Below are 14,803 nucleotides of genomic sequence, written 5' to 3' on the forward strand. Positions count from 1 at the left end.
GAAACTATGGTTCATTTGTTGATTGTGGAAATTAACGCGAATATGATAGTAGAATGGTTGTCGAGTAAAGAAAGTCTAGCGTAATGTGTTGCATTTCAATATAAGACTTTGCAGTTTGTTGGTATTATTAATACAGTGAGAGGTATATGTTTTCAAATAAAATTCTTTTGATTACTGGTGGTACGGGTTCGTTTGGTAATGCCGTTCTTGACCGCTTTTTAGAAACAGATATTCAAGAAATACGTATTTTTTCTCGTGATGAGAAAAAGCAAGATGATATGCGTAAAAAATATAACTCACCTAAGTTGAAGTTCTATATCGGTGATGTACGAGACTATAACTCAATTCTATCTGCTACTCGTGGTGTTGATTTCGTTTATCATGCAGCTGCTCTAAAACAAGTTCCATCTTGTGAGTTTCATCCGATGGAAGCGGTGAAAACAAATGTCTTAGGTACTGAAAATGTACTTGAAGCTTGTATTGCGAATGAAGTTTCCCGTGTTGTGTGTTTAAGCACTGATAAAGCTGTGTATCCAATTAATGCTATGGGTATTTCAAAAGCGATGATGGAAAAAGTCATTGTTGCAAAATCACGTAATGTTGACTCTAGTAAAACTGTTATATCAGCAACTCGTTATGGTAATGTGATGGCCTCTCGTGGTTCTGTTATCCCATTGTTCTTACGACAAATAATGAATGGCGATGCCATTACCATTACAGACCCTAATATGACTCGTTTTATGATGACATTAAATGATGCTGTAGATCTTGTTTTACATGCATTTATTCATGGTATAAATGGTGATATTTTTGTTCAAAAAGCACCAGCGGCTACAATTGATGTTTTAGTTCAAGCGTTAAAAACCATTACGTCAAAACCTGGTCACGAAGTTAATGTGATTGGCACTCGTCACGGTGAAAAACTATATGAAGCGTTATGTAGCCGTGAGGAGATGTTTGTAGCAGAAGACCAAGGGGGTTATTATCGTATACCTTCAGATAATCGAGATCTTAACTATTCACAATACGTAGAAGAAGGTGAACAAGATTTAGCGTATATTGAAGATTATAATTCTCATAATACAGATCGTTTAGATGTAGATGGTATGATTAAATTACTTCATAAATTAGATTTTATTGCTGATATTGAAGCGGGCAGTTTAATCGTTCCTGAAGGTGTATAATGAAAATTCTTGTAACAGGTGCGAACGGCTTTATTGGTAAGAATCTCTGCTTTCAACTAGAAGAGCAGGGCTTTACTGATATTATTAAAATAGAACGTAGCAATTCTGCTGAAGAGTTAAATGAAGCATTAGAGTCAGCTGATTTTATTTATCATTTAGCGGGCATTAATCGTCCAGAAAACGATGATGAGTTTAAACTCGGTAATGCTGATCTAACGTCTTATATTATTTCTAAATTAAAAGAGTTAAATCGAACAACTCCAATACTTTTAACGTCTTCAATTCAAGCGGAGCAATTGAACGCTTATGGGGTAAGTAAGGCCTTAGCTGAAGATGCGTTGAATAGCTATGCTGAGCTGTCGGGAGCAAAAGTTTATATTTATCGTCTGCCTAATGTTTTTGGTAAGTGGTGTCGTCCTAATTACAACTCCGTAGTCGCTACATTTTGTCATAATGTTGTGAATGATTTACCTCTGACAATTAATGACCCATCAGCGAAAGTGAACTTAGTTTATATTGATACTGTTTGTGAGCACTTTATTCATCATTTAAGTAATGATGAGCAAAGTGGGGAACAATCAATTAAACCGATTTACCCGACAACGGTTGGTGATATTGCTACTGCACTGGAATTATTTAAAGCGAGTAAAACATCGTTAGTAACAGAAAATGTAGGCACTGGTTTCTTACGAGCATTGTATTCTACTTATATCAGTTATTACTCTCCTGAGCAGTTCTCATACACCGTGCCAGCATATACAGACCCTCGTGGTTCTTTCTGTGAATTATTAAAAACGAAAGATGCCGGTCAATTTTCGTTTTTTACTGCACATCCAGGTATTACTCGCGGCGGACATTATCATCATACAAAGAATGAAAAATTTCTGGTAATTAAAGGTGAGGCTAAATTCCGTTTCGAGCATATAGCTACGGGGGAATGCTATGAGTTGGATGTGACGGGTGAAGATTATAAGGTTGTTGAAACTGTACCTGGTTGGACTCATGATGTAACAAATATCGGAGAGTCTGAACTTATTGTTATGTTATGGGCAAATGAGATCTTTGATCGAGAAAAACCAGATACGTTTACGAAACCACTGTAGGAATAAAAAATGAAAAAATTAAAAGTAATGTCAGTGGTAGGTACTCGCCCTGAGATTATCCGCCTTTCGCGAGTCTTAGCAAAGCTTGATGAGCATTGTGAACATATTTTGGTTCATACGGGGCAAAATTATGATTTTGAATTAAATGAAGTTTTCTTTAATGATTTAGGTGTACGTAAGCCGGATTATTTTTTAGATGCTGCAGGTAAAAATGCGGCTGAAACTATTGGCCAGGTGATTATTAAAGTTGATCAAGCCTTAGAAGAAATTCAGCCTGATGCGATGTTAGTGTTAGGAGATACGAACTCTTGTTTGTCGGCTATTCCTGCAAAACGACGTAAGGTTCCAATTTTCCATATGGAAGCGGGGAATCGTTGTTTTGATCAGCGTGTACCAGAAGAGACTAACCGACGTATTGTTGATCATACGGCTGATATTAATTTAACTTATAGCAGTATTGCTCGTGATTATCTTTTAGCTGAGGGTTTACCTGCTGATCGTGTCATCAAAACGGGCAGTCCTATGTTTGAAGTATTAAATCATTATATGCCCCAAATAGATGCATCTGATGTATTATCTCGTCTAGCTTTAAAACAAGGTCAGTTTTTTGTCGTTAGTGCACACCGTGAAGAGAATGTCGATTCACCAAAGCAGTTAGCCAAATTGGCAGAATCACTTAATCGTGTTGCTGAGCATTATAATCTTCCGGTAATTGTTTCTACGCACCCTCGAACTCGTAATAGAATTGAATCTCAAGGTATTGAATTTCATAAAAATATACAGTTGCTTAAACCATTAGGTTTTCATGATTATAATCACCTTCAGAAAAACGCTAAGGTTGTATTATCCGATAGTGGAACCATTAATGAAGAATCTTCTATTATGAACTTCCCAGCATTAAACTTGCGTGAGGCACATGAACGTCCTGAAGGGATGGAAGAAGCATCAGTAATGATGGTGGGGTTAAGTGTTGAGCGTGTAATGCAAGCTCTGCAAATATTAGAATCTCAACCAAGTGGGAATGAGCGCTTACTGCGTCCTGTATATGATTATAGTATGCCAAACGTGTCTGATAAAATGGTAAGAATAATTCATTCTTACACAGATTACGTTAAACGTGTTGTTTGGAAAGAATATTAAAGAAATTATGGGCTTAAATAGCCCATAATTTTTATCTGGAGCTTTTGTGAAAATTCTTGTTGTTAGTCAGTATTTTTGGCCTGAAAATTTTAGAATTAATGATTTATGTGTCGCCTTAAAAGATCGTGGTCATGAGATAACAGTATTTACTGGACAACCTAACTATCCTTCTGGTGTTCTATTTGATGAGTATAAAAAAGAGCCTGCAGCATTTAGTTACTTTCATGATATGCCTATCATCCGAACTCCTATTTATACTCGTAAAAAGGGCAGTATAAATTTATTACTAAATTATCTGTCGTTTGTATTATCGGGCTCACTCTATGGTCCATTAAAGCTAAAGGGTGAAGAGTTTGATGTCATTCTTGTTTGTCAGTTAAGTCCTGTAACTGCTGCAATTCCTGCTATTTCTTTTAAATGCATTAAAAACATACCAATTGTAATGTGGTCTTTAGATCTATGGCCAGAATCATTAGAGGCGGTAGGGATGATTAAATCTAAAAAAGCATTAAATATAGTAGGTAGCTTAGTCTCATGGATATATAAGCGTTGTGATGTGATTTTGGGTCAATCTGAATCTTATTTAAATGCCGTTCGTCGACGTAGTAGCGTTAATACTAAATTAAAGCTTTTTCCTAATTGGGCTGAGGACCAATTTAATATTTGCGGTGAAAGAGATAAGAAGGCTTCTGTACTGACGATTCTTTTTGCTGGGAATATTGGAGATGCTCAGGATTTTGAGTCTATTGTTGAATGCGCTAAATTTTTGAAAGAAAGTAAGGTTAGTGTTGTTTTTTCAATTGTTGGCAATGGGCGTAAGTTTAATTGGCTTCAATCTGAAATAAAAAAACACCAATTAGATGATTTGTTTGTGTTACATGGACAGCATCCTTTGGATATGATGCCAGCTTTTTATTCAAAAGCTGATGTTGCATTAGTCTCTTTAAAGCCAAATGATATTTTTGAACGAACAATACCTGGGAAGATACAATCGTATATGTTGTCGTCTTTGCCTATTTTGGCAATGCTTGATGGTGAAGGAAAAAAACTAATCGATATTGCTAATTGTGGTTTAAGCTGTTCTGCAAGTGATGCTTATTCGCTATATGAAAATATTAAAAAAATTAGCGAAATGCCATCATCTGAAAGGCTGGCTCTAGGTTTAAATGGTAAAAATTATGCGAATTCCTTTTTTAGTAAAGACAAATTGGTTACGCGATTAGAACAAATTTTAAATGATGTCTTAAAGGTTAATTAGTATGAATATTTTATTGTCTGGCGCTACTGGTTTTATAGGGCGTCAGGTGTTACTTCAAGATAAAATGGATTGTATTTCTTGTTGTATAGTCAGGTCATCGCATAAAGATGACTTAACTCGTGAAACATTTGTTGTTGATGATATTAATAAGAATACATTTTGGAATAATGCATTTAATAATATTGATGTAGTGATACACCTTGCTGGTATCGCTCATAATAAATCAGACAGTTTGAATGCTATACTTGAGACTAATACGTTAGGCACATTAAAACTTGCAAGGGATGCGGTGAATAGTGGAGTCACACGATTTGTTTTTGTTAGTACAGCTTCTATTGATGAAAATAAAAGCGTATTTTCAGCGCAAACTAAATCGAAATATGATGCTGAAGTTGGCCTAAAAAAAATAGCAGAAGAGACGGGGTTAGAAGTGGTTATCGTTAGACCAACTTTGGTTTATGGCTCTAATGCTCCTGGGAATTTTGGGTCATTGACTCGTTTAGTAAATAAAATACCAGTGCTTCCATTTGGTTTAGTAAACAATAAGCGTGACTTTATTTCGGTTCAAAATCTCGCAGACTTATTGATTACTTGTGCAAGTGAACCAAAGGCTGCGGGGCATACTTTTTTGGCTTCTGATGGGCAAGCTGTATCTACCAAAGATTTTACTAATGCAATTGCAAAAGGTTTAAATAAACCAATTATTCAGTTACCTATCCCTGTTTGGCTCATGAGATTGGCAGGAAAATTACTTGGTAAGTCTGTAATGGTCGAGCAACTTGTAGGAAATCTAGAGGTTGATTCATCAAATGCGCAAGAAGTGTTAGAATGGGTTCCTCCTTATACAATGCAGCAAGCAATGCATTCACTTTTAGAGAATAATTAATGATACGTATTTTGGATTTTCTAGCCGCTTTCTTTGGTCTGCTTTTTTTGTGGCCAGTTCTGTTGATTGTGATTATGATCGGCATGTTTGACACTGGTTCGCCTATCTTCATTCAAGAACGTGTAGGGCGTAATAAAAAACCATTCAAACTGATTAAGTTCCGCACTATGTCAGTTGAAACCAAATCAGTGGCTAGTCACTTAGCGAATAATGCTTCAATTACAAAGTTAGGTAACTTTCTACGTAAAACTAAAATTGATGAATTACCGCAACTAATTAATGTCGTTAAAGGTGAAATGAGCTTGGTTGGTCCTCGTCCAAATTTATTTAATCAAGAAGAGTTAATTAAAGAGCGTGATGCATTAGGTGTTTATGATGTTTTACCGGGTGTGACTGGTTTAGCTCAAGTTCAAAATATCGATATGTCTACACCACAATTGTTAGCTAAAACTGACAAGCAGATGATTGATAGCCTAACCATTAAAGATTACTTTAAATACATCATAATGACAGCGACAGGCAGTGGCTCGGGTGATGCAGTAAAATAATTTGCGTAAAACAAATTTAAAATCCCAGAAAAGTGATCTATTCACTATAACTTCTGGGATTTTTTGTATCTAATCCGTATCATCCACTTTGCTGATTTTTCTTATAAAAATATAACCGGTTTATTATGTCTAATTTAAACGTCATTTGGTCACTTCCTCGCTATAAAAAACGCTTAATCAGCTTATTGATTGATTTCTTCTTTATCTGTATTTCATTTTATGGTGCTTATTGGGTCCGTATTGGGAAGTTTCAAGCATTACCTTCAGTTGAGGGATTATATGTATTGGTTAGTGCTGTTATTTTAACGTTACTTATTTTTACTAAGCTTGGTCTATATCGAGCTGTATTAAGGTACCTAGGTTTACATGTACTAGCCTTAGTAGGTGTCGGTACGGCTATATCTGCAGTTGCAATGGCTGGATTGGCTTTTTGGTTTGATGCAGCAATACCTCGCTCAGTTCCTATTATCTACGGTGCATTTTTAGCGATTAGTGTTGGCGGTAGCCGCCTTATTGTTCGTAGCTTGGTTGCTCAATCCTCAAATAAAACAGGTAATCCCGTATTAATTTATGGTGCGGGTAGTGCTGGTCGGCAGTTAGCGTTAGCGCTTCGTCAATCTGATAGTCATAAAGTGGTTGGTTTTATTGATGAAGATAAAACACTACAAAACACCATGATGATGGGTTTGTATGTTTACACCGCTGCGTGTGCAGAAAAAGTAATAATAAAGCATGATGTTAAACAGATATTACTAGCGATACCAAGTGCGTCTCGTCGCCGCCGTAAAGAGGTGATTAATACTATTTCATTATTACCTGTTGAGATACTGACGGTTCCTGATATGTCCGATATTGTTGCAGGTAATGCAAGTATTGATGAGTTAAAAGATGTCTCTATTGATGATCTCTTAGGTCGTGATCCCGTTGCTCCACAGCAAGCCTTAATGGAAGCAAACATTAAAGATAAAGTGGTTATGGTAACAGGGGCGGGGGGCTCTATTGGCTCTGAGCTGTGTCGTCAGATTGTTCGTAACAAACCTAAAGCGTTAGTCTTATTTGAGTTATCTGAATTTGGCTTATATCAGATTGATAGAGAGCTATCTTTGCTTGTTGAGGCAGAAGGTTTAGATATTCAAATTATTCCTCTGCTTGGTTCGGTTCAACGTATTAACCGTTTATCAAAAGTAATGGGAAGCTTTAAAGTTCAAACCATTTATCATGCCGCTGCCTATAAACACGTACCATTAGTTGAATATAACGTAGTTGAAGGGGTTCGTAATAACATCTTTGGTACTAACTACACAGCGCGTGCTGCCATTGAAGCAAAAGTGGAGTCGTTTGTTTTAATCTCAACGGATAAAGCGGTACGCCCAACTAATGTAATGGGCACGACTAAGCGTATGGCGGAGTTAGGTTTGCAAGCGTTGGCAGACCAGCAAAATATGATCCGTGCAAAAGATGCAGCAGCAGGGACACGTTTTTGTATGGTGCGTTTTGGTAATGTATTAGGCTCATCTGGCTCTGTTGTACCGGTATTTAAGCGTCAAATTGAAAACCGAGAACCAATCACAGTTACGCATGAAGAGATCACACGTTTCTTTATGACGATTCCTGAAGCGGCACAATTGGTTATTCAAGCGGGTGCGATGGGCAAGGGCGGTGATGTGTTTGTTCTTGATATGGGTGAATCGGTTAAGATTGTGGATTTAGCTAAGAACTTAATTCACCTTTCTGGTTTGGAAGTAAAAGATGAATCAAACCCATACGGTGATATTGAGATTAAATACACAGGCCTACGTCCTGGTGAAAAGTTATATGAAGAGTTATTGATAGGTGACAATGTCGATTCAACCGCACATGAGCGGATCATGACGGCACAAGAAGACTTTTTGTCTCTTGATGAATACAATGTATTGTTGGATAAGCTAGATACGGCGTGTCATGATTTTGACCATGAAGCGATACGTCAGCTGTTATTAGATGCGCCGACTGGTTTTACGCCAGTTGATGGGATTGGTGATTTGGTGTGGAAGGCTGAGCAAGAATAGGACGCTTCGCTGCGAGGAAGAGAAAAATCGAGGATTCAGGTTTCAGGAAGATCAAAAGCGATTACCCCTGAAACCTCTGCGCGTAGCGTCCTGAAACCTAGTTTTTTCGTTTTTATAACCAACCCCTCCCAGCCTCCCCTTATATTGATATTTTTAGCCAAGTGACTAATGCTGATAAAGGGGAGGAGCCAAAAGCGGCTGCGGCACTTGCTTTTGCTTCCATCACCAAACTTGCTATGCTTTTATCCATATTTAGCCATGTTAGATTATTCATCAGTCAGTGAAAGTCGTGGAGGTGGGATGAAAGAGCAAGTTAAAAAACTCATTGAAGAGATAAATAGAATTCACAAAGAGTTTTCAGAGTCTTGCTTTGATCAGGGGATGTTTGAGCAAGTGAAGCTATCTAGGACAATCTCGAACGTTCCTGTCTCTCATATCTATAAATACCGCTTAGTGCTTCATGAAAGCATCAATGATTATCTTATGACTTCCCATATTGAGTTGAAATACTTTTATCGAGTAAAAACAAGAGAAAGTATCGATGATAAAATTGCGCGTTATAGTGAGCGCGACAATCGGTACCCGGTGAACAATTGGCTCAATGATATCTTTGGGGCAAGGATTATCTTAACCAAGCCCGAGATCGAAGAGGTGATGGAAGAGCTGGATAACTGGCAAGATGAACTTGGGTTGAAAAACTGGTATTTGCGCGATAAGGAAGGCTATAAAGGACTTTACCTCTATTTTAAGAATAGAAGTAACTTTTACTTTCCGTGGGAGCTTCAAATTTGGGATAAAGACGATTTGAGGTCGAATGTCGAAAACCATGAGAAGTTTAAGCGAAGCTTTATGTAAGGTTCATCACGGCTACACTGCGAGACTAGAAACGATACGCTGCGCTGACTAGAGACGATAAAAGCAAAAGCGGGTACAGCGTTTGCTTTTGATCTTATAGGAGCGAAGCGGTCTCGTTTCTAGTTAGCGAAGCGTATAGTATCCGTATTTTATTCTTCAATAGATTTTAGTGAGATCGTTGTGATTACAGCGAGTAATATACTGTTCCCTCCCCTTAGTAAGGGGAGGGTTAGGGAGGGGTAATTTCGATAAAGGTAGAATCGAGTGCATAGTTAACTTGATTTACGCGCTGTTCGTTCTTGACCCCCTCCCAGCCTCCCCCTTAGTAAGGGGGAGGAGCTAAGATCAAAAGCGATCACTTCTGAATTCTGCCAGCGTAGCGTCCTGAAGCCTATTTTTTGCTCTTTAATTAACCACAGTATATACTCATATTTACCTGTTTATTCTTACAGTAGGCTTAGCATGACGTATCTCACCGACAAATACCTCAATCCGTTTACAGACTTTGGTTTTAAAAAGCTGTTTGGCTCTGAGGCGAATAAAACCATCCTTATTGATTTTTTAAATACCTTATTAGAAGGCGAAGAGTCCACCATTGTTGATCTTACTTTTATCTCTAATGAGCAGTTAGGTAAGCAAATGGTCGATCGTCGAGCGGTGTTTGATATTTACTGTGAAAACGAGAAAGGCGAGAAGTTTATTGTTGAGTTACAGAAATCCAAGCAAAATTTCTTTAAAGATCGCAGTGTGTTTTATTCGTCATTTCCTATTCAAGAGCAGGGACAAAAGGGTAATTGGAACTTTGAATTAAAGGCCATTTATACCATCGCTATTTTGGATTTTGTCTTTGATGAAGATAAGGAAGACAAAGAAAAGTACTTTTACAAAGTGAAGTTATCAGATGTAGATACCAATAAGGTGTTCTACGATAAGCTCACCTTTATTTACCTTGAGATGCCCAAATTTACCAAGCCGTTAGGGGAGTTGAATACGCATTTTGAGCGTTGGATGTATGTGTTTAAGAATTTGGATTCATTGCAAGCGTACCCTGAGTCACTCACCAATGGTATTTTCAAATCTTTCTTTGCGGAAGCCGAATTAGCACAATTGCCGTTAGATAAACAAAGAGAATATGAGAACAGTTTGAAGTATTACCGTGATTTAAATAATGTAATAGATACCGCGTTTGATGATGGTAAGGAGCTAGGTAAGGCCGAGGGTATAGAGCAAGGTAAGGCTGAAGGGGAATATAATAAATCAGTCGAGATAGCTAAGAATCTGTTGAGTTTGTTAGACAATGAGACAATAGCTGCAAACACGGGTTTGAGTGTCGATATTATTCAGAGTTTGAGAAAGTAAACTCAGTAAGAATAGATCGGAAGCGGGATTCTGAGCTCAGGGAGAGCAAAAGCGAGTACACCTGAAGCCTCTGCGCGTAGCGTCCTGAAACCTAGTTTTTTATAACCAACCCCTCCCAACCTCCCCTTATATTGATATTTTCAGCCAAGTGATTAGTTCGATAAAGGGGAGGAGCTAAGATCAAAAGCGATCACTTCTTAATTCTGCCAGCGAAGCGATCTGAGCTCTAGCTTTTGCTTTCCTCAAGCGTAGCGTCTCAAGGACGAAGTCCGTCTTAAGCGTAGCGCCCTCAAACAACTTGTTGTGTCTGTCTCTTTATAGTTTCTAATATCCATCTTAAATTGCTACAGTGATGGCAATTAAATGAAAAGGTACTATAATATTGTTACTATAGTAACAGTTGGGTTTTATATGCTATCTCTTCATACCGCTTTTGATGTTCAACTTGAGTTAAAAGATTTTATTAAACAACGTCGTAAACAACAAAAACTCAGTGTGGAAGTATTAGCTAAGTGCTCTGGCGTGCCTTATAGCACCATTCGAAAATTTGAAAATACTGGGAATATCTCTTTAAGGCAGTTTCTAATGTTGCTTGAAAGTGTTGGTAGCCTTAACGATATACACAATTTAACAAAGCCATCTAATCAAGAACCGACGAGCATTGAAGAGGTATTAAGAAATGCTTAACACATCTTTAATCGTAAAAAGAACGTTTGCAGATGGGCATCAAGAAAAGTTAGGTCAACTTGCTGAAAATAAAACAGGTATTTACTTTCAGTACGATGAGGCGTATCTAAATCAACATGGGTCTTCAATCGCGCCTTTTAATATCAGAGCAGATCTTAGTTTACAAAAAGCGCCGAGACAGCCACATTATGGACTTCACGGTGTATTTGGTGACAGTCTACCTGATGGGTGGGGGCTGTACTTAATGGATCGAATGTTCAGGAATAATGGCTTCAATCCTCAAATGGTTACCGCGTTAGAAAGACTCGCTTATGTTGGAGACCAATGCTTAGGTGCTCTTTCTTATGAGCCTGAAATGGCATTAGCTGATTCAAGTTCAAGAGATATAGAATTAATCACATTAGGTAAAGAAGCGGTTAAAGAGTTCGAAGGCACAGAATCCTATCTTATTGCACATCTAATGAATGCTGGTGGTTCAGGCGGGGCACGACCAAAACTAAATGTAACTAAATGCAGTGACGGTCAATACTCAACATTACCAAATGCAAAAGGTGAAAAACTCCTCATTAAGCTAACGTCTGATAAGTTTGACTTAAAACATTCAGAAAGCTTAGTTGAATATGCCTATATGAAAATGGCAAGAAACGTAGGGATTGAAGTACCTAATTTTGAATTGGTTGACGCGAGTAATGGTCAATTTTGGTTGCAACAAACACGCTTTGATTGCACGCCAAATGGCGGCCGGCAGCATATGATATCTGCATGTGGTTTGTTGGACGCGCCTTTTAGGGAGCCATCTTTAGATTATGTCGATTTAATAAAAGCAACACGCCAACTTTGTGGTGTTCAAGAAGCACAAAAATTAGTAAAAAGAGCATTGTTTAATTACATCACAGTTAATCAGGATGATCACAGCAAGAACTTTGCTTTTCTCGCTAACGATAATGATAATTGGAGGTTATCGCCATTTTACGACATTGTTTATAGTCCTTCCCCTTATAAAGAACACATGACTTCGTTTAATGGTAATGGTCGGCTACCAACAACTAAAGCGTTAGAATTAATGGCAGGGCATGCAGGTTATGCGAATGTCACACCTCTGATAAATATGATTGAAGAGATCTATCATGAGACTCGGGATTTTAAACAAGAGGCATTAAATCTCGGTATATCAAACGCGTTAATTTCGACGATTGATTCACATATATCTCAGCAATACCGCCAATTCAATAATTGAGGCGAGGAAGATCTCTTGCTTTTGATTTTATAGGAGCGAAGCGGTCTAGCTTCTAGTTAGCGAAGCGTATAGTCTTAAATCATTTATAACCAACCCCCTCTAACTCCCCCTTGTATTGACTCTATCTATCTCATTATTTTAGTGTTTAAGGGGGAGAACCTTCTTTGGTGCTGTTCGTTCAGCGAGTACCCCTGAAACCTCTGCGCGTAGCGTCCTGAAGCCTATTTTTTGCTCTTTAATTAACCACAGTATATACTCATATTTACCTGTTTATTCTTACAGTAGGCTTAGCATGACGTATCTCACCGACAAATACCTCAATCCGTTTACAGACTTTGGCTTCAAAAAGCTGTTTGGCTCTGAGGCGAATAAAACCATCCTTATTGATTTTTTAAATACCTTATTAGAAGGCGAAGAGTCCACCATTGTTGATCTTACTTTTATCTCTAATGAGCAGTTAGGTAAGCAAATGGTCGATCGTCGAGCGGTGTTTGATATTTACTGTGAAAACGAGAAAGGCGAGAAAGGCGAGAAGTTTATTGTTGAGTTACAGAAATCCAAGCAAAATTTCTTTAAAGATCGCAGTGTGTTTTATTCGTCATTTCCTATTCAAGAGCAGGGACAAAAGGGCAATTGGAACTTTGAATTAAAGGCCATTTACACCATCGCCATTTTGGATTTTGTGTTTGATGAAGATAAGGAAGACAAAGAAAAGTATTTTTACAAAGTGAAGTTATCAGATGTAGATACCAATAAGGTGTTCTACGATAAGCTTACTTTTATTTACCTTGAAATGCCCAAATTTACCAAGCCGTTAGCGGAGTTGAATACGCATTTTGAGCGTTGGATGTATGTGTTTAAGAATTTGGATTCATTGCAAGCGTATCCTGAGTCACTCACCAATGGTATTTTCAAATCTTTCTTTGCGGAAGCCGAATTAGCACAATTGCCGTTAGATAAACAAAGAGAATATGAGAACAGTTTGAAGTATTACCGTGATTTAAATAATGTAATAGATACCGCGTTTGATGATGGTAAGGAGCTAGGTAAGGCTGAAGGGGAATATAATAAATCAGTCGAGATAGCTAAGAATCTGTTGAGTTTGTTAGACAATGAGACAATAGCTGCAAACACGGGTTTGAGTGTCGATATTATTCAGAGTTTGAGAAAGTAAACTCAGTAAGAATAGATCGGAAGCGGGATTCTGAGCTCAGGGAGAGCAAAAGCGAGTACACCTGAAGCCTCTGCGGGTAGCGTATAGTCTCTGTATTTTATTCTTCCATAAATTTCAGTGAGATCGTTGTGATTACAGCGAGTAATATACTGTTCCCTCCCCTTAGTAAGGGGAGGGTTAGGGAGGGGTAATTTCGATAAAGGTAGAATCGAGTTCATAGTTAACTTGATTTATGCGCTGTTCGTTCTTGACCCCCTCCCAGCCTCCCCCTTAGTAAGGGGGAGGAGCAAAGATTAAAAGCGATCACTTCTGAATTCTGCCAGTGAAGCGATCTGAGCACTGCTTTTGCTCTCCTCAAGCGTAGCGTCTCAAGGACGAAGTCCGTCTTAAGCGTAGCGCTCTAAACTCTGTTATAGTATCCAAATAAACAACAATAATGGATTGAGTATGATTGATTCTATCGTTAGTTTGGCCAAAATGGATGAGAGTATTGAACTTGTATGGCTATATGGCTCACGCGCTCAAGGCACGCATCATCAAGAGAGTGATTTTGATTTAGCGGTGGCATTTAATGATCATTCGTTATCTACTTTTGCTTTGCGAACTCGTCCTGAGTGTTTGGCCATAGAATGGGCTGAGCATTTGAACCTACCCTTAGATAAAGTCAGTATCGTAGATATTAATCACATACCGATAGCTCTTGCATTTAATGTCATTGAGTACGGGAAACTGATTTATAACAATAATCCTCTTCTGTTTTATAAAGAGCAGAACCGCATTAGTTCAATGTTTGAACATCAATTAATTGAAAGCAAAAGAAGTGCATCGTATGAATAAAGGCCTTGAACTATATCTAGCGGAAGTTGAGTCTCATAAAGCAAAATACCTTAAAGAGTTAAATGAACTTCGTTTTGATCTTAATCAGTCGACCTTAAAAAGTCGTGATTATTTAGCTGCTGAGCGCTTATTGCAGGTTTTTACTGAAATGTGCATTGGGTTATCTAAGCATATGGTAAAGAAAATCCAAAATAAAAGCCCAACGGAAGCCTATCAATCATTTTCTTTGCTAAAAGAGCATGGCCTAATTTCTAGTGATGAGCTGCGTACGTGGAAACAGATTATTGGTATGCGTAATGGCTTGGTGCATGATTATTTAAATATTGATTTACTGATTGTTGAAGATATTTTGCGTGAAGGCCATTATCAAGCTCTCGCCGATTTTACGGAGAAGGCGATTACTTTTTTATTGTCTGAGTAGAGATGTAAGAGCAGAGTTCAGAAGTGATCGTTGTGAAACTAGATATTATGCGCTGTGTTTATTTGA

Annotated in this window: 14 protein-coding genes; all 14 read left to right on the plus strand. The window is 38.0% G+C overall.

Features of this window, described 5'->3' with window-relative positions:
- Positions 1-146: 146 nt before the first annotated feature.
- The 14 genes from PVK70_RS12860 (at position 147) to hepT (ending at position 14,737) form a co-directional block, all read left to right on the plus strand.
- Positions 147-1,184 (plus strand): polysaccharide biosynthesis protein, encoded by a 1,038-nt coding sequence (locus PVK70_RS12860; RefSeq protein WP_130049138.1) that lies wholly within the window; start codon positions 147-149, stop codon positions 1,182-1,184.
- Positions 1,184-2,287: a UDP-2-acetamido-2,6-beta-L-arabino-hexul-4-ose reductase gene (gene wbjC / locus PVK70_RS12865; RefSeq protein ID WP_130049137.1), complete on the plus strand. Its 1,104-nt coding sequence runs from the start codon at positions 1,184-1,186 to the stop codon at positions 2,285-2,287. Before PVK70_RS12860 ends, wbjC begins: the two co-directional genes overlap by 1 nt.
- A 9-nt stretch (positions 2,288-2,296) precedes the next feature.
- The gene (gene wecB / locus PVK70_RS12870; RefSeq protein WP_130049136.1) at positions 2,297-3,427 is read left to right on the plus strand and encodes a non-hydrolyzing UDP-N-acetylglucosamine 2-epimerase; all 1,131 of its coding nucleotides are present in this window, start codon (positions 2,297-2,299) and stop codon (positions 3,425-3,427) included.
- Positions 3,428-3,473: 46 nt separating this feature from the next.
- The gene (locus tag PVK70_RS12875) at positions 3,474-4,685 is read left to right on the plus strand and encodes a glycosyltransferase family 4 protein (RefSeq protein WP_130049135.1); all 1,212 of its coding nucleotides are present in this window, start codon (positions 3,474-3,476) and stop codon (positions 4,683-4,685) included.
- A gap of 1 nt (position 4,686) precedes the next feature.
- On the plus strand, positions 4,687-5,571 hold the full coding sequence (locus PVK70_RS12880) for an NAD-dependent epimerase/dehydratase family protein (RefSeq protein WP_130049134.1): 885 nt from the start codon (positions 4,687-4,689) through the stop codon (positions 5,569-5,571).
- Positions 5,571-6,119 (plus strand): sugar transferase, encoded by a 549-nt coding sequence (locus PVK70_RS12885; protein ID WP_130049133.1) that lies wholly within the window; start codon positions 5,571-5,573, stop codon positions 6,117-6,119. The genes PVK70_RS12880 and PVK70_RS12885 overlap by 1 nt, the downstream gene beginning before the upstream one ends.
- 125 nt (positions 6,120-6,244) lie before the next feature.
- Complete coding sequence (locus PVK70_RS12890; RefSeq protein ID WP_130049132.1) at positions 6,245-8,167, plus strand: nucleoside-diphosphate sugar epimerase/dehydratase; 1,923 nt, start codon at positions 6,245-6,247, stop codon at positions 8,165-8,167.
- 300 nt (positions 8,168-8,467) lie between these two features.
- Complete coding sequence (locus tag PVK70_RS12895; protein ID WP_130049131.1) at positions 8,468-9,022, plus strand: GTP pyrophosphokinase; 555 nt, start codon at positions 8,468-8,470, stop codon at positions 9,020-9,022.
- A 462-nt stretch (positions 9,023-9,484) separates the two neighbouring features.
- Positions 9,485-10,381, plus strand: a complete 897-nt coding sequence (locus tag PVK70_RS12900) for an Rpn family recombination-promoting nuclease/putative transposase (RefSeq protein ID WP_130060007.1) — start codon at positions 9,485-9,487, stop codon at positions 10,379-10,381.
- Between the two features lie 363 nt (positions 10,382-10,744).
- Positions 10,745-11,068 (plus strand): helix-turn-helix domain-containing protein, encoded by a 324-nt coding sequence (locus PVK70_RS12905; protein WP_422836542.1) that lies wholly within the window; start codon positions 10,745-10,747, stop codon positions 11,066-11,068.
- Positions 11,061-12,305, plus strand: a complete 1,245-nt coding sequence (locus PVK70_RS12910) for a type II toxin-antitoxin system HipA family toxin (protein ID WP_130049468.1) — start codon at positions 11,061-11,063, stop codon at positions 12,303-12,305. Before PVK70_RS12905 ends, PVK70_RS12910 begins: the two co-directional genes overlap by 8 nt.
- Positions 12,306-12,597: 292 nt before the next feature.
- Positions 12,598-13,479, plus strand: coding sequence for an Rpn family recombination-promoting nuclease/putative transposase (locus tag PVK70_RS12915; protein ID WP_130060008.1), 882 nt, complete (start codon positions 12,598-12,600; stop codon positions 13,477-13,479).
- 447 nt (positions 13,480-13,926) lie between these two features.
- Entirely contained in the window at positions 13,927-14,316 is a 390-nt protein-coding gene (gene mntA / locus PVK70_RS12920) for a type VII toxin-antitoxin system MntA family adenylyltransferase antitoxin (RefSeq protein WP_130049081.1), read from the plus strand.
- Entirely contained in the window at positions 14,309-14,737 is a 429-nt protein-coding gene (hepT, locus tag PVK70_RS12925; RefSeq protein WP_130049080.1) for a type VII toxin-antitoxin system HepT family RNase toxin, read from the plus strand. Before mntA ends, hepT begins: the two co-directional genes overlap by 8 nt.
- Positions 14,738-14,803 lie beyond the last annotated feature (66 nt).

The organism is Aliivibrio sp. A6 (assembly GCF_028765505.1).
Taxonomy (GTDB): Bacteria; Pseudomonadota; Gammaproteobacteria; order Enterobacterales; family Vibrionaceae; genus Aliivibrio; species Aliivibrio finisterrensis_A.

Excerpts from the sequence above, each read along its gene's own strand:
- PVK70_RS12880 (WP_130049134.1), top strand. The coding sequence starts at position 4,687 with ATGAATATTTTATTGTCTGGCGCTACTGGTTTTATAGGGCGTCAGGTG.
- PVK70_RS12910 (WP_130049468.1), top strand. The coding sequence starts at position 11,061 with ATGCTTAACACATCTTTAATCGTAAAAAGAACGTTTGCAGATGGGCAT.
- PVK70_RS12905 (WP_422836542.1), top strand. The coding sequence starts at position 10,745 with ATGAAAAGGTACTATAATATTGTTACTATAGTAACAGTTGGGTTTTAT.
- wbjC (WP_130049137.1), top strand. The coding sequence starts at position 1,184 with ATGAAAATTCTTGTAACAGGTGCGAACGGCTTTATTGGTAAGAATCTC.
- PVK70_RS12860 (WP_130049138.1), top strand. The coding sequence starts at position 147 with ATGTTTTCAAATAAAATTCTTTTGATTACTGGTGGTACGGGTTCGTTT.
- PVK70_RS12900 (WP_130060007.1), top strand. The coding sequence starts at position 9,485 with ATGACGTATCTCACCGACAAATACCTCAATCCGTTTACAGACTTTGGT.
- mntA (WP_130049081.1), top strand. The coding sequence starts at position 13,927 with ATGATTGATTCTATCGTTAGTTTGGCCAAAATGGATGAGAGTATTGAA.
- hepT (WP_130049080.1), top strand. The coding sequence starts at position 14,309 with ATGAATAAAGGCCTTGAACTATATCTAGCGGAAGTTGAGTCTCATAAA.
- PVK70_RS12895 (WP_130049131.1), top strand. The coding sequence starts at position 8,468 with ATGAAAGAGCAAGTTAAAAAACTCATTGAAGAGATAAATAGAATTCAC.
- PVK70_RS12890 (WP_130049132.1), top strand. The coding sequence starts at position 6,245 with ATGTCTAATTTAAACGTCATTTGGTCACTTCCTCGCTATAAAAAACGC.
- PVK70_RS12885 (WP_130049133.1), top strand. The coding sequence starts at position 5,571 with ATGATACGTATTTTGGATTTTCTAGCCGCTTTCTTTGGTCTGCTTTTT.
- PVK70_RS12915 (WP_130060008.1), top strand. The coding sequence starts at position 12,598 with ATGACGTATCTCACCGACAAATACCTCAATCCGTTTACAGACTTTGGC.
- wecB (WP_130049136.1), top strand. The coding sequence starts at position 2,297 with ATGAAAAAATTAAAAGTAATGTCAGTGGTAGGTACTCGCCCTGAGATT.